At 56.8% G+C, this 15,080-nt stretch carries 15 protein-coding genes and 2 pseudogenes; 8 read left to right on the forward strand and 9 right to left on the reverse strand.

All coding sequences use genetic code 11. The features are described 5' to 3' along the window. The first annotated feature begins 255 nt into the window (after positions 1–255). On the forward strand, positions 256–1,173 hold the full coding sequence (locus LT965_RS10990; RefSeq protein ID WP_232700845.1) for an ImmA/IrrE family metallo-endopeptidase: 918 nt from the start codon (positions 256–258) through the stop codon (positions 1,171–1,173). Positions 1,174–1,641: 468 nt separating this feature from the next. On the opposite strand, the pseudogene LT965_RS16660 reads toward LT965_RS10990, so the two are convergent. The 3 genes and pseudogenes from LT965_RS16660 to LT965_RS11005 form a co-directional block, all read right to left on the reverse strand. Then, positions 1,642–2,064, reverse strand: a pseudogene (locus LT965_RS16660) (hypothetical protein); the annotation flags it as partial. 146 nt (positions 2,065–2,210) lie between these two features. Next, the gene (locus tag LT965_RS11000; RefSeq protein ID WP_232700847.1) at positions 2,211–2,687 is read right to left on the reverse strand and encodes a hypothetical protein; all 477 of its coding nucleotides are present in this window, start codon (positions 2,685–2,687) and stop codon (positions 2,211–2,213) included. A gap of 241 nt (positions 2,688–2,928) precedes the next feature. Then, positions 2,929–3,447, reverse strand: a complete 519-nt coding sequence (locus LT965_RS11005) for a GrpB family protein (RefSeq protein WP_232700848.1) — start codon at positions 3,445–3,447, stop codon at positions 2,929–2,931. Positions 3,448–4,172: 725 nt separating this feature from the next. Between LT965_RS11005 and LT965_RS11010 the strand changes: the two genes are divergently transcribed. Beyond that, the gene (locus LT965_RS11010) at positions 4,173–5,468 is read left to right on the forward strand and encodes an MFS transporter (protein ID WP_232700849.1); all 1,296 of its coding nucleotides are present in this window, start codon (positions 4,173–4,175) and stop codon (positions 5,466–5,468) included. 404 nt (positions 5,469–5,872) lie between these two features. Here the strand turns inward: LT965_RS11010 and LT965_RS11015 are convergent, their stop codons facing one another. Further along, positions 5,873–6,466, reverse strand: a complete 594-nt coding sequence (locus LT965_RS11015; RefSeq protein WP_232700850.1) for an HAD family hydrolase — start codon at positions 6,464–6,466, stop codon at positions 5,873–5,875. A gap of 34 nt (positions 6,467–6,500) precedes the next feature. Here LT965_RS11015 and LT965_RS11020 point away from each other — a divergent pair, with 34 nt between their 5' ends. After that, a complete protein-coding gene (locus tag LT965_RS11020) occupies positions 6,501–6,869 on the forward strand; it encodes a hypothetical protein (protein WP_232700851.1) in 369 nt (122 codons plus the stop codon). 514 nt (positions 6,870–7,383) lie between these two features. On the opposite strand, the gene LT965_RS11025 is transcribed toward LT965_RS11020, so the two are convergent. The 3 genes from LT965_RS11025 to LT965_RS11035 all read right to left on the reverse strand — a co-directional run bounded on the left by LT965_RS11025 (position 7,384) and on the right by LT965_RS11035 (position 10,121). After that, positions 7,384–8,292, reverse strand: coding sequence for an ABC transporter permease (locus LT965_RS11025; RefSeq protein ID WP_232700852.1), 909 nt, complete (start codon positions 8,290–8,292; stop codon positions 7,384–7,386). Then, the gene (locus LT965_RS11030) at positions 8,289–9,353 is read right to left on the reverse strand and encodes an ATP-binding cassette domain-containing protein (RefSeq protein ID WP_232700853.1); all 1,065 of its coding nucleotides are present in this window, start codon (positions 9,351–9,353) and stop codon (positions 8,289–8,291) included. Before LT965_RS11030 ends, LT965_RS11025 begins: the two co-directional genes overlap by 4 nt. Before the next feature lie 81 nt (positions 9,354–9,434). Beyond that, positions 9,435–10,121 (reverse strand): helix-turn-helix domain-containing protein, encoded by a 687-nt coding sequence (locus tag LT965_RS11035; protein WP_232700854.1) that lies wholly within the window; start codon positions 10,119–10,121, stop codon positions 9,435–9,437. A gap of 957 nt (positions 10,122–11,078) precedes the next feature. On the opposite strand from LT965_RS11035, the gene LT965_RS11040 reads away from it, so the two are divergent. Then, positions 11,079–11,522: a hypothetical protein gene (locus tag LT965_RS11040; RefSeq protein ID WP_232700855.1), complete on the forward strand. Its 444-nt coding sequence runs from the start codon at positions 11,079–11,081 to the stop codon at positions 11,520–11,522. Between the two features lie 569 nt (positions 11,523–12,091). Here the strand turns inward: LT965_RS11040 and LT965_RS11045 are convergent. Next, entirely contained in the window at positions 12,092–12,238 is a 147-nt protein-coding gene (locus tag LT965_RS11045) for a hypothetical protein (protein ID WP_232700856.1), read from the reverse strand. Between the two features lie 371 nt (positions 12,239–12,609). Here LT965_RS11045 and LT965_RS11050 point away from each other — a divergent pair. Next, positions 12,610–13,101 (forward strand): annotated as a pseudogene (locus tag LT965_RS11050) (IS5 family transposase); the annotation flags it as partial. Between the two features lie 25 nt (positions 13,102–13,126). Here the strand turns inward: LT965_RS11050 and LT965_RS11055 are convergent. Continuing rightward, positions 13,127–13,651: a hypothetical protein gene (locus LT965_RS11055; protein ID WP_232700857.1), complete on the reverse strand. Its 525-nt coding sequence runs from the start codon at positions 13,649–13,651 to the stop codon at positions 13,127–13,129. Between the two features lie 157 nt (positions 13,652–13,808). Here LT965_RS11055 and LT965_RS11060 point away from each other — a divergent pair, with 157 nt between their 5' ends. From LT965_RS11060 to LT965_RS11065, 3 genes are all read left to right on the forward strand, one after another. After that, positions 13,809–14,000, forward strand: coding sequence for a hypothetical protein (locus LT965_RS11060; RefSeq protein WP_232700858.1), 192 nt, complete (start codon positions 13,809–13,811; stop codon positions 13,998–14,000). Between the two features lie 235 nt (positions 14,001–14,235). Further along, on the forward strand, positions 14,236–14,691 hold the full coding sequence (locus LT965_RS16665; RefSeq protein ID WP_349292028.1) for an SWIM zinc finger family protein: 456 nt from the start codon (positions 14,236–14,238) through the stop codon (positions 14,689–14,691). A gap of 175 nt (positions 14,692–14,866) precedes the next feature. Further along, a complete protein-coding gene (locus LT965_RS11065) occupies positions 14,867–15,079 on the forward strand; it encodes a hypothetical protein (protein ID WP_232700859.1) in 213 nt (70 codons plus the stop codon). Position 15,080 lies beyond the last annotated feature (1 nt).

The raw sequence follows: 15,080 nt of genomic DNA on the forward strand, positions 1-15,080 counted from the left end.
ACTGGATACAGCACCCTCAAAGCCCGGGTTCACCCCAAGAACTCAGCTCTATCAAACTAGTACTCGCGCCGCACTCAAGCATGCGTGTGTGGGGGAGTACTGGTCTATCTCATTGCCCACCATCGGCGCGTTAGCATACCAACCCAGGCGAGTACACTGGTCCGAGTGCTATCACTCAATGCTCCCACCCTGAGTTTTCGCCCCCATAGGGGGTGGCGGGGCGCTCAACCAAACCGAGCGTCCCTCCAAATTACAATGTCACAAACGAGTGATCCCGGAGTCTGCTTCGAGGATTTTGGGACGCGGCGAGACGAGATGCATCAAACCATCAACGAGTGGATCGAGGACCTCGCGGGGAGTGTTGGTGAGGCGCGAGCGAGCGCAGAGTTCCAAGACTGGCTCAACGTTCAGAGCCAGTTCCACGACTACTCCTATCGGAATACGCTCTTGATTAGGACGCAATGCCTAGGCGCCTCGAGGGTTGCGGGCTATCACACCTGGCAGAACGAGTTCGAGCGTCATGTGAAGGTGGGTGAGTCAGCAATCTGGATTTGGGCACCCATCATCACCAAGCAATGCCCCAACTGCGGGAAATCCCCCACCCACCACGAGCGCGGTGACTGCGAGTACAATGACCTCCCAACGGATGAGTGGCCGAGGGGGTTGGTTGGGTTCCGGCCAACTGCGGTGTTTGACGTCTCCCAGACCGAGGGCGAACCCCTTCCCGAGCTTGACACGGAAGCCCGGGGGGACGCCCTCGGACTCGTGACCGCCCTCATAGACGCTGGTGAGACTCTCAATATCGACGTTTGTCTTGTGGAGGCGGGTGAGTGGGAGTACGGCGACGCACTGGGCGTCTGTACGCCGGGGAGTTCGGGGGATTCTCGGGCATTCGTGGAGGTGAAGGCGTGCTCGAATCAGGCTAGTATGGCGGGGACGCTCATCCACGAGTACGCGCACGCACTCCTCCACACCGACATCGATGAGACCGAGCGGTCGAAGCGTGAGGTTGAGGCTGAGGCCGTAGCGCACGTCGTCGGGCGCTACTACAACCTCGACACATCGGGCTCTGCGTTCTACCTCGCCGCGTGGGAACCAGACAACCCCGAGATTGTTCGCGAGCGCCTTGAGCGAATTACTCGAACCGCAACTAGAATCATCGACGCCCTCTAACCTTGCATGGCGTTTAGGAGAATGGTGTTTCAGTCGGCCGAACAACTACATGCGCCGGTGCACCCACAGCGCTTCGCTCCGAGGAAGCCCGGACACCTAACGTACATGACGGCACCCACGGCCACCCCTATGCCTGCTAGGAGGACACCGGGGAGTGTTCCGAGGGCGTTGATTGCTGCTGGGTCCGGGGGAAGCACTGCACCAATACTGAAACCAATAACCATGGCCGCGAGGATGCGCACCAGTTTCGGCGTAACGAGATTACTCTGGCGAACGTTCATGGCCTATCCACTGAAGGACCGATAGTAGAATACTTAACAGTTACTCCTGGCTGGAATGGGGTGATTCGTTGTATCCAGGTGAGCAACTGATTAGAACGAGCCGCCAATACCGACGTATGCAAAGATTCCAACCACGGTTGCAATCACACTAGGGGAGGCGTGGAAGCCACAGTTCTCAGGCCACGGTTCAATCTAGCCACGTCGGTAGAGATGGCTGCCCGTCCTGCCAGTGAATCGATCCCAGTGCTGCAGGCAGTTGTTGGAGTCGGTCATCGAGGACGGCGAGTGGATGCGCATCGAGAAACGTCGCGCTATGTCGACCGACGGGCGTGTCGTCGTGATTGAGCTAGATGTGGCAGGGCCCAAGGTCCGGATGGTCGGCGTCCTGGTGGAAACCGAGCATCAGGTTTCGGTCCAGTTCGACCCAGTTGATGCGGTAGTATCCGTAGTCGACACCGGCGGGATACCAGAAGCGAATCTCCAGTCGTGCGGTCGCCGAGTCGTAAGAGTTACTCAGGAACGTCGTCGGATCGACATCCGCGATGACGTACCGGGGCCGGCGTCGAGACGGGCGATAGCGCACGTCCACACACCCCGGTTGATTCGTCAATCAGATAGTTCGCGCACTTATCGAGAAGTTATTTCACTCCGAATTAGTTGGGAGAACCCGCCTCAATAGGGCAAGTACCTTCTGTAGGGACAGTCCCTCTATGAAGAACTAGGTGGGCTGGATACATTGACCAGTGTGGTGGTGAGTTAGGGGATATCGATGGATTCGCCCACATCGTTGAGATTGACCCAGAGATCGCCGGTATGTTTTACGACGACCTCAAACTGTAGCTTGGTGTCGGCCGATCGCGTTCGTGAGTTGAACGAGATAACCTCGTGGTTTGCGTGCTGTTTTGAAGCCGCAGTCAGGCTGTAAATTCCAGCGCCCGTCTCCAGAGACTGGCCAACGGTGATCGGTTCACCATCAGCGGGGGCTTCAAATGTCGTCCAAATCGGGCGTTCAGTATACTCTTCCGGAGGACCATAGACCAGTGTTAGCCGCACGCGTTCCTCCTCGCCAGTATCACTCCTGATGAGAATTTGCTCGATCGGCGATTCACGAGACGACGAGACAGGAGACTCTTGATCGGCGGTGATGGTTGAACAGCCCGCAATCCCGCTCAGGGCCGCTGCGCTCCCAGTAAGGAAGGCTCTCCGAGAGACGGCCGAGGACCAGGTGACCATAGCGCAACTCGTTACTCTTCGGGCAAATTCCTTGTGTGTCGAAGCGGCTGGGCTCACAGTTGGGAAATCAGCATGCTGGTCACTTCAGGTGAAGCACTAATCGCTCAGTACAGGTGACGTAGTTACCGTAGTACCTGTCAGTACTCGCCTGCACTGTCGTGGGCGTCCTGCCGGGTCATGCAATCGTATCCGCACGAACCAGAGTGCATAGAGAAGCGCGATACTATCAGTAGAGCGGTTACTACTCGTTCATCGCCCTGTCGAGAATGTCCCGAATGAAATCCGCCTTCGCAGCGGTGTATTTCTCTCTGTTCTCCGGATATCTCTCTGCTAACCGCTTTTTCAAGGAGGCGTATCGTTCGGCGACATCGGAGTGTTCTCGGAGATACTCTCTGAAGGCGATTTTCTCGTTGTAGAAGCTGCTCCCGTGCTCGGCGATGGAGAGGTAGATGGTGCGATTCGTCCGGGGCCCCTTGGCGAAGAAGAGTCGTCCATCGACATCTCCGGGACGGTATTCGTATCCGTGTTCTTCGAGTACGGGGATGAAGGCTTCTGCGTCGTCAAGATCGTCAACGACCGCCATGACGTCTATTATCGGTTTCGCAGGGATTCCCTCGATAGCAGTGCTCCCGATGTGTTCGAAATCGACGAATCGATCGCCCGCGATGTTTTGCAGTCGATCTACTTCTTCGCTGTAGCGGTCCTTCCACTCCGCTCGATACGGCTCCAGCTCGACAGTTCCTCGTTCTAATCCGACCATTAGTTCGAGAAATCAGCGTAAGAATATAGGCCTTAGGTAGCAGCACCATCGTTGGGCGCGCTCTCTTCGGAGAATGATATGTCTGCTACGATTCTCCGCGATAGATACGCAACCCAACTTAGCGGTCATTCCAGCAACCGCGTGTCGAAAGCAGTCCGAAATCCTTCGAGTGGATTCTCAGTCCACGGGTGTCGAACGAACGGACGAACACTACGTTCATTACCTCGATAACCCCGCCGCTTTCCGGCGATTAAGCCACCGAAAATCGGCTACGGGCGCGAAGGGCACCAGTAATACAATGTGACGAAACCCAGATACGAACAGCCCCAGCAGGTGGAAGGAGGGTTTCTACCCCCTGGTTGGGAAGTAGTCGCTAGCAGTAACATGACGCCACCAGTCGTGGTAAATCGATACTTATTTCAATAACTGGATGAGTCCTTCGGACAGTTCGTTCTATGACCCGCCGGTCCGCGGTCCGCCCGGTGTACGATCCCCGCTCGCCCCCCGCCGCGCGACGGGCCCGATAGCCGCAGCACTCGGGTTCGTCTCGCTACCACTCGGTAGCCGCACTTCCTCTCGACACCACACACGCACATGCCGACATCCACCGAGCCAGCGGCTCCTCGCCGCGGCTCGTCCGACCCTAGCACGATCGCCAACCCACAGCCGCACCGCCCATTAGAACCACGCGGCGACGCTCACAGCTCCATCGGGGGTAGACCCCGATGACCCTCACCGAGCGCGCGCTCTGGCAGAACCGCGACTTCCGACGGTTCTTCGCCGGCCAGTTCGTGACGAACGCCGGCGACAGCCTCTACACCGTCGCCATCCTCTGGCTCGCCTTCGACCTGAGCGGCTCCACCGCCATCACCGGAGCACTAAACGCGATTCTATTGCTCCCGTGGCTGCTACAGGTGTTCGCCGGCCCACTCGTTGATCGCCTCCCGCTTGAATCCATCCTCGTCGGCTCACAAGTCGCCCAGGGCGTCGTCGTCCTCGCCCTCCCACTCGCCGCGACCACAGGCCATCTGAGCGTCACCGTCCTGTTCACCGTCGCCCCCGTCCTGATGCTCGCAACGCTCCTGATGGCCCCGATGGAGACCGCCCTCCTCCCCCGAATCGTCGATGACGAACGGCTCTCCGGGGCCAACTCCGCGCTCTCGACGGTGACACTCGGATTCGATATGGTGTTCGATGCCATCGGCGGCGGCCTCATCGCTGTCGCCGGCGCGATGACGCTGTTCCTCACGGACTCGCTGACGTTCGCCGTCGCCGCGCTCTGCTTCGCCGGCATCACACTGCAACCATCCAACGAACAAGCGGCGAACGATCCGGACGAGAACGCCGACGCGACCATCAGATCAACCCTCAAGTCGTATAGCTCGGACCTGCGCGCAGGCGTCGAGATCCTCCGTGGCACCGTCTTCGTCGAACTCCTGCTGATGACCGCCGTGGCGAACTTCACCACCGGGGTGACGCTGGCGATTCTGCCGGCAGTCGGCGATAGCCTCGGCGGCCCCTTCGCCTACGGATTGCTACTGGGGGCGCTCGGCATTGGCCGCCTCGTCGGCTCCGTCATCGCACCGTACGTCGAGGGAATCCCCTACGGCACCGTACTCCTCTCCCAGGGGCTTGGTGCAGTATGCTGGATCGCGGCGGCGGTCTCGCCAACACCGGCACTTTCGATTGCCCTGTTCGGCCTCGCGTGGATTCCAGCTGGCATCTCTGGCGTACTCACCGCGACCCTGAATCAGCGCGTGTTCCCGGCTGAGCTCCTCGGGCGGGTCTCCGCGACGAAGGGGACCGCCTCGGGAGCGACGCTTCCGCTTGGCTCACTCGTCGGCGGGACCGTGGCCGAAGCGTTAGGAACCACGACGACGATGGCGCTGGCCGCGAGCGGCTTCGGCTTCACTGCCGTCTACGTCCTCCTTCGACCACGCCTCCGCCGACTCCCCGCCATCGAAACGGCAACTCCCGACGACTTCGACCTAGAGACCGAGACACACCAATCGGCTAAGTAGCGGGGTCGCCCCCCGTTTCGACCAGAGAAACGCCTATTTTAGATGCAAGGGCAACAGAGGTCGTCATACCCCGTGGCAGCCCCATATTCAGTCTCACGAAGCGCGTTCGTTCGACCAATGAACGAATCCTCCGTTCGGGCGTGAGACAGCCGAGTTTGAACGACTCAGGGTAGTGTTTCGAGGAGGCTGAGTCGCAGGGTATGCGCCTGCGTACTTCGCATATTTTCCCAGAAAACCATCAAACCGATCAAGGCCAATCTCTTTTCGGAACCTGTTGCCGAAGTCGGCGTTGTTGATGGTCCCCATCAAATTACTAATGGATAGCTCGTATCAAGTATCGCCCATCCTCGTTAAACCACAGTCACAAGAGCGGTTCTTTTGATATTACTGAGCCCCATCCACAGTTAGAGTACATTGTGGAGTTGACACAACGATGCTACTTCGTATGTGGGCACAACATCAATCTCTTCGTATGTAGGCACAACATCAATCTCACTCTCGGCCGTGCGCTCACGTCGCAGCAGTGCAGAGTCAATACCAGCGTTATCAGCCGCCTTGACGTCGATCTGCTTATCACCGACGTACAAGGCGCTCTCGGCACCCAACGTCTCCATCGCGGCTTGGACGTTATGCGGGTTGGGTTTCAGGAAGTCCAGCTCAGACGGCGTGAACCGACAGCCTCGCACCGTCTCGAAGTAGCTGGTCAGGTCGAACCGTTTCAGGAGGAACGAGAGCACGCGCGGGTGATTGTCGCTAACCACACCCATTTGATAGTTCAACTTCCGAATGGCGGCAACGTCATCATACACTGAGCGGAGCCCCGACCGAATCTCGTTGAGTTGAGCTCGAACTCCTTCGCGGGCGGCCTCAGTGCAGAAGGTATCGCGCTTAATTCCGGCCGAACGACAGTGCTCAGTGATAATCCATAAGTATCGGTGATGTAGGTAGTCATGACGGGTTTTCTCAGGAGCAGCTGAAATGCGCATTTGACCAATCATTGGGTTTATTCTTACAAGTATAGTATAAACTCATATGGTTGATGCATACCGAGAGTTGGGGTTCGATGTGCTCCTTGCTACAGCAAGTGGATTCGCGCTCACGGCATACATGTTGGGAGTTCTCTTAGACCCATTGCCAGCAGCCGCTGTCAGTTTCATTCTCGTGATTGGAGGAGTGATGACACTGGTACCCCCTCAGGCCCGTGCAACGGCAGTAGCCATCGGCTGCGTCGCTGTTGGGTTAGCAGGAGTCGTTATTCCACGGACGGTTAACTCGTTTCTACCAGTTCCCGTCGGCAATGAACTCCTGATCACGCTTACCGGGAGTGGCCTGGTTTTGCTTCTCACTTTCGCGCTCCTGCGGTTGACAGTATTTGACAACACAGACAGAACCCCTGCGTAAGCCGTCGAATCGACAGAGATCTGTTACGGAAACAGTCTACACCTCTCTGTCCCTGATTGAATAGAATGCTGTATCCGAAAACTTGCTTAGCGGCCGTTCCAACAACCAGGAAGCAAAACCAATCCAAAATCGCGCCGGGGCTTCTCAGCCTTCGGTTCTCGAACGAAAGGACAGACACTGCGTTCACCGTCCGAATATCCCGCCGCCTGCTCGTGTTCCCATCCGGAAATCGACTGCGGGCGAAGGGCACACGTAATACCCTGTGACGAAACCCGGATAATCTGTTCCGAAGGAACCAGGAGGGACCACGCAGCGCGACGTAGATGAAAATCCCCCCACTGTTGACCGGCTTTCCAGTAGAAGTTTCCTTAAAAGTGTTTGGCTATCAGGTTCAAAATCTGTGAGTGAAACCTCGTATCTCTCTAGGGTCTGCCGAAAGAGTGCCAGCACTAGTCTGCTAAGTATGGAGGAAGTCCAACGAGGCTCGATAACAGGATGGCGCTGTTATTCGATATCACTTCACTTCAGCATTGGAGGCGTGGTTCAGTAGGGATACTGCGACGGAGCCGAGAACAAGAAAAAATGCGAGCAACACGGCAAGAGCTGGAACGAGCGTGTTCCAGAGCCCCCCGAAAGTCGTCACGTTGAACACCGACAGAACATCTTGACCAAGCACGAGCGCTCGAATGGCATCAACGCCGTATGTTATCGGATTTACCATCGCGACAGTCTGAATCCAGTTCGGTAACACGTTCAGGGGTACAAAGGCGCTGGAGACGAACAGCAGAGGGAATGTCAGGAGGTTCGCAATCATGATAGTGGCTTCCCGGTCACGTGTCACGAGCGCGACGATGTTCGAGTACGCCATGAAGACCCCACCGAATATGACGGTGATGGCGACAATCCCGATGATGCCACCCAGCCCAGTCTGGATGTAATTCTCAGGAGACGCGCCAGTCTTCAACCACAGGAATCCAAAGCCGAGTGCAAGGATGATTAACGTCTGTACGGTGATGCGGACGAGCTCTGATAGAACCTTCCCGACGAACATCGCCCCTCGCCCCATCGGCGAGATGAGCGTCTTGTCGAACATTCCCGTCTCCATGTCGTCAACGAGCCCAATCCCTGAAACAGCGGCTGCAGCGAGCGCGGACTGAATCATGATTGCGGGCGTGAGGAAGGTTACGTAGTGAACGCCTTCGCCGAGGGCCTGCGTCAGTGCATCACCAGCGACTGCGCCTAGTACCTCTGCCATCAGGACAAAGAAGATGACAGGCTGTATCAGCGACGAGAACGTGACGTAGGGATTACGCGAGGATTTGACTAGCCATCGCTTGAAGCTGATACGTACGTCGGCCAGGGCGCTGTTCCCCGACGCCTTCTGCGTGACCGCGGAATTCTCGCTGTCAGCTGTGTTGTTCATCGAGTCACCTCCTGAGTAGACGCAAATCCGTTGTCTCTCTCACTCCCAACGACTGCCTCTTCTTCGTCACCAGTCAGCGAAAGGAACACGTCATCAAGCGTCGGCGAATCGATGTCGAAGCCACTGACGGCGATGCCTGCCTCAATGAGCGTCTCGAAGACGGTCGGTGTCGCCGGCCGGGCGTCATTAGCGTGGACAGCGAGGCCAGACGTAGTGGATTCGATAGTTGCGCCATCGAGTGCCTCGACAGCACGAAGAGCCTCGATAGCACGGCTTTTCTTGTGGTCGGTGGGTTGCTCTAAGGCGATGGTGAGTGTATCAGTCCCGACGGTAGCCTTCAGCGAGTCGGGTGTTCCCTCCGCGATGATATGGCCGTCTTCGAGCACGGCCAGCCGATCACAGAGCCGGTCAGCTTCTTCAAGGTACTGCGTTGTCAGGAAGACAGTGGTGCCGCGGTTGTTGATTTTCTCGAAGTAGTCCCAGACGCGGAGACGCGCCTCGGGATCGAGGCCGGTTGTCGGTTCGTCGAGAAAGACGACGGGCGGGCGGTGCACGAGTACGGTCGCTGTGTCAAGACGCTTTTGCATCCCACCAGAGAAGGTCTCCGCCCGTTTGTCTGCTACGTCGTGCAGGTCCACGAGGTCAAGCAGGGTTTCAATGCGTTCGTCTCGCTCCTTGCTTGGAACACTGTACATTTCACACGCAATACGGAGATTCTCGTAGGGCGTAAGTTCGAGGTCGATACTGGTTTCCTGAGCCATGTAACCGACAGACTCGCGGACCGCCCGGGGCTCAGTCGTCGTGTCGTAGCCGTTGATTCGGATTCCCCCCTCGGTGGGGTTCAGCAGCGTCACGAGCGTCCGAATCATAGTCGTCTTGCCAGCACCGTTGGGACCGAGGAAGCCGAAGAACTCGCCCTCGGCGACGTTGAGGCTGACACCGCGGACGGCTTCAGTCCCGTCGTCGTAGGTGACGTGGATGTTCTCTGCATCGATAGCGAGTCCGGCCTCTTGTTGCGGAACAGTACGATTAGCTGGGGGCAGTGAGTGGTGTGATGTCATCTACACGTTCACGGTCAGATCGGATTCCTGATAGGCCGTTCTCGAATTCGTGAGGGTGTTTAAATACCGTGGTGGGCGGGCTCATCCGGGCAACGGCGGCCACGTCGTCGCCACGGTCTCCTCAATGAGCTGGGTCTGAGCACGGCGTAACCGTTCGGACACCGACGACGCGGAAATGTCCAGCTGTGTGGCAACGTCCTCCAGCGACGCTCTCCGCGGAATCTCGAAATACCCCAATTCATAGGCCGTCCGAAGGGCCTCCCGCTGGCGGTCTGTCAGACCGTCTCCAGGCGGCTCGGCGTCACCTTCTTGAGTGAGCCGGTGCAGGCGGAATCCACCATTACATTGCCAGAACTCCCGGAACTCGTGGAAAGCGTCACGGTGAGCGAACCAGCCCGACTGCCGCCACCCCGTCGGCAGCACCTCAATGCGTTCGATGATTGCCTCTGTCGTTGCCAGTGCCTCCAGTCCAGACAGGTTGTCGATGTGTGGGCCGAGATGGTCTTCCAACGTTTGTCTGGGGAGAATCTGATAGCGGCGAGTCTCGCCCGCTTCACCAAGGACGGTACACTTGCCGACGACAGGAAGGTCATCCATTGTCTTCTCAACTGTCGTTCGATCAGCGCCGGTCACGGAGAGGACGAACAGGGGGAGTTCTTCGTGATTGAACTGAAGGTCAAGTACTATCGTCGTGTCCGGAAGCACCCTGGCAAGGGGAACGAAGGGGAGGTGTTCGCAGTCGATGTCGAACTCAGCGACGAGGGGCATAGCTGTTCGATTACCGATAACCATCAAAGGTGTACTGCTTCAATTGAGATAGTAGCTGGCGCTACTGAGCAGAATAATAGAGGTAGGGTTTGGAACGCATCCAACGGAAGTTCCTCTGTGTCTGGGAGAGCCATACAGATCTTCAACTGACAAAACCCGGCTATACAAGTAGCAATTCCGTTGCTCAGTATAAGATGGACATCTTGCCTGCCGGGGAAGCGTCGTTCAGAATGGTCTATGCTGATGAGAATAAATGGCTCAACTTCAAGGGGCTATCAGAGGAATAGGGAGAATTCCTATACATAAATTAATAAAGTAATATTATCGGATTATAATTATTTCTTTCCACTACCCGGAACCAAATTCCAACGGTTTCTTTTCCTTCGTTGCGTCCCCATACTCACTCCGTACAATAGTGAACCGGTGCTGGTCGGTCACCTCACCATTCGGACATGGTGAATGCTGGCATGACAGTCCTTCGTGGCGACCACCGTAATTCTCGTCGCATTTCTCAATCATACGCGGGGAGGGCTTGTTACTGGCGGCACAGGTCGTATAATCCGTTCAGAAACTTCATGGGCGATGCAGAACAGTCTCGGCTGCAACAAACAGTCCAGAGCTCGCCTCTAGAGAGAAGCAACACCAGCAACGAATCGTAGACCGTAATCTCGTAACGAGTCGACCTAGGCGCGTTCGCCACACTGCATGACCAAACTCAGATACGGCCAAGTTCACTAAGATACGGAGAGCTGCCGTATCCGACAATTCTTACCCGGTGAAAGTCAGCGGGCGCGAAGGGCGTTCGTTCGACCCACGAACGAATCGTCCTTAGGGACGTGAGACGGCTAAATCTGGGCGACTCAGATTCGTCTTCTCACCGGACGACGAGTCGCTACGTACAGACCACCCACTCACCAAACGGTACCGAAAAAGATAATGATATCAAAGTGAGCAAGCATGCAGAAGATGATGCCCTCCACTCGGCGGACGTTTCTTGGCCTTCTCGGAGCGAGTTCGATCGGTGGTCTCACTGGCTGTAGCAGATTCGTCGAGACGTCGCCGCCACCGGTCACCATCGAGGTCGGTGGACAGTTCGAGAACCAACACCCGGTTGAATTGGAGGTTCTTCCTGAAACGGTTGAGTCCGGGCTCTCAGAGAACATTCTCTACAGGGGAACGTTCGATGTTGGCCCGTCCGGCCCCGAAGAGGCGTTCACCGAAATCGAGGACGCGTTCGAGTCTCAGCGTGCTACTATCCGTGTATCACTAATGGGTGTCGGCGTCGTCGAGGAGTATACCTTCCTTCCAGATTGTCCACGAGATGCGACCTACGATGAGGTCCTTTACGTCACCTTCCATTCGCCGTTTACCGTAGCGTTCCTACAGAACCGGTGCCAGTAAGATAGGTGTCGGCATCATGGAGCGGCGACTTTGAGCCAGGACGGCCGAGCAGTGTGCAATTCTGCTTACCGGCAATTTCGGGAGATAGCCCTGTCGAATAATCCAGTCTTCTACGACACTCACTGTTGCTAGGTACAGGTGATAAAGCGAGCGTGGCAACCAATCAGGAGAGCTAAACAGTTTGCTGTTAGCACGTGTTATATGTCCCTGTCAAGAGACGTCCTCCTGTTCAGTATCGTGTTGATGCTGTGGGCAGTTCAAATTGAAGCCAGCGGATACGGTAGCTCGGGTGATATCGTTCTCGCCGCATTTGGGGTTGGGGTGGTTGGCCTTATTGGGAGTTTCCTCTCTTCGCTGTACGCTGTGAGTCAGAGTCCTGAACCCGACTCCTCTGAGTGATACGCATTCCTGTTTAGCAGCTATTTCCCGAAATATCCCTGTCGAATAATCCGGTGTTCTACGACATGGCCGCGGTTCATGCGGCAATCCCCCAGAATTAGGAGTGCGGGGAAGAGAAATTCCGTTAGCCTCTTCTTGGTGTTCTTGGATTTCCCACCATGGCTTCCGAGTTACCTAGGACTATCGCCAGCCTGGGTTTTATTGGTCTCATCTTTGGAGTCGCCTTTCTCAAAAGCCCAATCCGCGACGATTACCTCTGGCAGTTCCTTCTCCAGGTCTTCCTGTTCGGTGTGGTCGTCTTTGTTGCCGGTGTGCACTACGGAATGTCTCGTGGACAGCAATAGAGGGAAGTGAGCAACGTTCTTCGACTCGGCCGCTGTGTCGTTCCAAGCGACTTCGTGAAGCGGTTGAACCCACCCACGAGCGGATGGTTGACCACCAACAGGGCGCCACCGAGGAGGATGAAGAACCCGAAGAAGTTGCCGGACAGATCGACCATACGACGGGTCGTTGTCACGTCCACATAATTCCCCGGTGGGTGTCGCCTCCCACCGGAGTCGAGCGCGACCGCCTCTGTCGACCAGACAAGATATTTCCAGTCACGGCCACACCATCGACGCACGAGGTCCCCGTCGCTATGACTGGCCACACCATCCTCCCGATGGACGTCTAGCGTCCCTGGCTCTGGGTCGCCGGTATCGACGCCTGAGGCTTCGACCGAAGCCACGCCTCGAACCACTACACGAAGCGGGCGAAGCTCACGATTCAGCAGTTGAAAGTCACATTGTTGGTCGATACGAGAGCGAACGCAATTCTTGATCTGTACATAATGACGACCAGAAAACACGATACACAGATTGCACCAGCACTCATCAATCGGAACACCGACGATGTTGCGATTCTCCTCGGAGACAAGGGCTACGACGACCGGGAGATCCGCACGTTAGCCCGTGAAAAGGAGGTGCGTCCGCTCATCAAACACCGCGAGTTCTCGTCGCTCCACAAGGCGTGGAACGCGCGACTAGATGCTGATCTGTACGGCCAACGAAGCCAGAACGAGACAGTAAACTCCCGGCTCAAGCGCAAGTACGGTGCGTTCGTCCGCTCACGGCACTGGTGGAAACAATTTCGAGAACTCACTATCACCTGCCTCATTCACAACCTTGACCGATCACTCTAATCGGTATATACAGGAGATAGATGAGTCAGCTTGGTGGGAAACTCACTTCGTTTCCCTCCTCACGGGGGTCAACGGCTTCGGTTGCCTCTGCTCGAAAGATGGTCTGATCGGTGATGAGATAGTTCGCGGCGTAGACCGGTGGGTCCGCGTGGCGCGTCTCGGTCGAATTCGGGTCGGGGTAATACCGGTACGCAGGCCCCTGGACCGTGAACCGAACTAGCCAACCGTCGTCCATCTGGGTCGCGGACTTCTCGACCAGTCCCTCGACGACGCCTACGTTGAGGGAGATGACGCGCTCGTACGTCTGGAGTACCCCCCGTTTGACGTAGGCTTTCTCGAACGCGATGGCGAATGCGAGCGCGGACTCGCTGGTGAACGACTTCGGTCGCTCGGGGCACGGTGGCTTCTCGACGTACGTTTCGGTTTCAGGTGGTGTGGTGGTCGCCGAAGGATGGGTGGTGGTCGACTGGTTGAGTGTGGGTGTCTGCCCGAGACAGCCTGCGAGCGTGAGAGTGGAGACGCTGAAGGCGAGGAACCGGCGGCGATTCATATAAGCACATATTCGACCAATTGATAAATATGCGGTGTAGAGAAAAAGCGCCGTTTTGCCTTTGCGCAGCGATTCCATCGTTCGGGGAGTAGTGGTCTGAACGAGCCAACCGCTGTCGAGATGTCGGCGTACGAACAGCACTTGGAGGCGAACGGTGATGACTGTTCACAAGGGGCCGCTCATTGGCGAGAGGGCGCTTGCGGGCATTAAATGTATCAGCTATGATTCACTGGAGAAGGCCAGCCCGTACGAGGGGCTGCTCGTGGATTCGTATGGCTCCACCGTCGAGTACGTTGACGCGACCGGTATGGACTCCGTCGACCCGGCAATCCCCGACGAGACGGTCTAAGGGTGGATGGAGTAGCCGACGAACCCTTGTTCTGGCTACTTGGCCTCGCTGCCATGGCCGAGGTATCTCTGCTGACCGGGTGTTTTGAATGACTTGAAGCTAACTTGAAGGAACGACGGTGACAGTATCAGAGACCGACTAGTATCGGGTGTCGGGGTTGGTGCTTAGCTCGTGGGTTTTTCGCCCCCTCAGGGGGTGCGGGGGACCTAGATAGGGGTTCTCCCGAGATTTCGTTATGTCAAAATGTGCGCTAGCCCAGTTAGAAGCGTCGAGTCGCGTGATCAAGCGAGCCCAGTACGAAGCCTTCGAATTCGAACTCCAAAATACTGGAGTACTAGTTCGGAATCACAGTCACGAGAACCCGAGTGAGCACGAGTATCTGGTGACGCTCAGGGATGGGATTCCCTCGAGTTGTGAGTGTCCGGCGAACGCGTGCTTCGAGGGCGCGTGCAAGCACCGTGTGGCGGTTGCAATCCGCAAACCCATCCTTGAGGCTGCAACCAGTCAGGAGCTCGTGGCTGACGGCGGCCCAACCACGGAGAGCAGTACTGCGAGCAACCCCGGATTCTCGGAGGCGTCCGAGGACGAATCCAAAACCGATTCTAGTCGGGTTGATTGTGATTGTTCGGGTCTCTCCGGGGAGTTTCCGTGCTGGGAGTGCTATCGGAATGGACGAAAAGAGCTGCCCTAATAACTCTCGTCTTGGAAGGTATCGTGGGCCCTGGTTGCTGTTCGGGAACACATACTACGTGCGCGTAGGAGGCTATCCTACTCCTTTTCGGGTGATTCGGGCGTGTCCCCGCACCTGAGTTTATCTGCCCCCGGGGGGTGCGGGGCGCTCTCCATCGTGTGTCCCGAGACGACTAATGTCTCTGAGTAACACCTACGAGTGTGGCTTCGACGAAGAGAACGGTAAAACAATCAGTAAGGACACCTGCCCGGAGTGCACGGGGAATCTTGGGGCTGATGGTGGCGAAATCAGTTGCATGAAGTGTGGGCTCATCATCGACGAAGAGCGCTTTGCGCGTGGTTGGGGCTGGGTGTCCTTTGAGGACGAGGCGAACCACCCGTTCGCGTAGT

It is taken from the genome of Halobacterium wangiae, assembly GCF_021249345.1.
Taxonomy (GTDB): Archaea; Halobacteriota; Halobacteria; order Halobacteriales; family Halobacteriaceae; genus Halobacterium; species Halobacterium wangiae.

What these genes read in the sequence shown, in the direction of transcription:
- LT965_RS11060 (WP_232700858.1), top strand. Translation starts at nt 13,809, where the DNA reads ATGACTGTTCACAAGGGGCCGCTCATTGGCGAGAGGGCGCTTGCGGGC.
- LT965_RS11035 (WP_232700854.1), bottom strand. Translation starts at nt 10,121, where the DNA reads ATGCCCCTCGTCGCTGAGTTCGACATCGACTGCGAACACCTCCCCTTC.
- LT965_RS16665 (WP_349292028.1), top strand. Translation starts at nt 14,236, where the DNA reads ATGTCAAAATGTGCGCTAGCCCAGTTAGAAGCGTCGAGTCGCGTGATC.
- LT965_RS11020 (WP_232700851.1), top strand. Translation starts at nt 6,501, where the DNA reads ATGGTTGATGCATACCGAGAGTTGGGGTTCGATGTGCTCCTTGCTACA.
- LT965_RS11030 (WP_232700853.1), bottom strand. Translation starts at nt 9,353, where the DNA reads ATGACATCACACCACTCACTGCCCCCAGCTAATCGTACTGTTCCGCAA.
- LT965_RS11015 (WP_232700850.1), bottom strand. Translation starts at nt 6,466, where the DNA reads ATGATTGGTCAAATGCGCATTTCAGCTGCTCCTGAGAAAACCCGTCAT.
- LT965_RS11010 (WP_232700849.1), top strand. Translation starts at nt 4,173, where the DNA reads ATGACCCTCACCGAGCGCGCGCTCTGGCAGAACCGCGACTTCCGACGG.
- LT965_RS11055 (WP_232700857.1), bottom strand. Translation starts at nt 13,651, where the DNA reads ATGAATCGCCGCCGGTTCCTCGCCTTCAGCGTCTCCACTCTCACGCTC.
- LT965_RS11065 (WP_232700859.1), top strand. Translation starts at nt 14,867, where the DNA reads ATGTCTCTGAGTAACACCTACGAGTGTGGCTTCGACGAAGAGAACGGT.
- LT965_RS10990 (WP_232700845.1), top strand. Translation starts at nt 256, where the DNA reads ATGTCACAAACGAGTGATCCCGGAGTCTGCTTCGAGGATTTTGGGACG.
- LT965_RS11040 (WP_232700855.1), top strand. Translation starts at nt 11,079, where the DNA reads ATGCAGAAGATGATGCCCTCCACTCGGCGGACGTTTCTTGGCCTTCTC.
- LT965_RS11025 (WP_232700852.1), bottom strand. Translation starts at nt 8,292, where the DNA reads ATGAACAACACAGCTGACAGCGAGAATTCCGCGGTCACGCAGAAGGCG.
- LT965_RS11005 (WP_232700848.1), bottom strand. Translation starts at nt 3,447, where the DNA reads ATGGTCGGATTAGAACGAGGAACTGTCGAGCTGGAGCCGTATCGAGCG.
- LT965_RS11000 (WP_232700847.1), bottom strand. Translation starts at nt 2,687, where the DNA reads ATGGTCACCTGGTCCTCGGCCGTCTCTCGGAGAGCCTTCCTTACTGGG.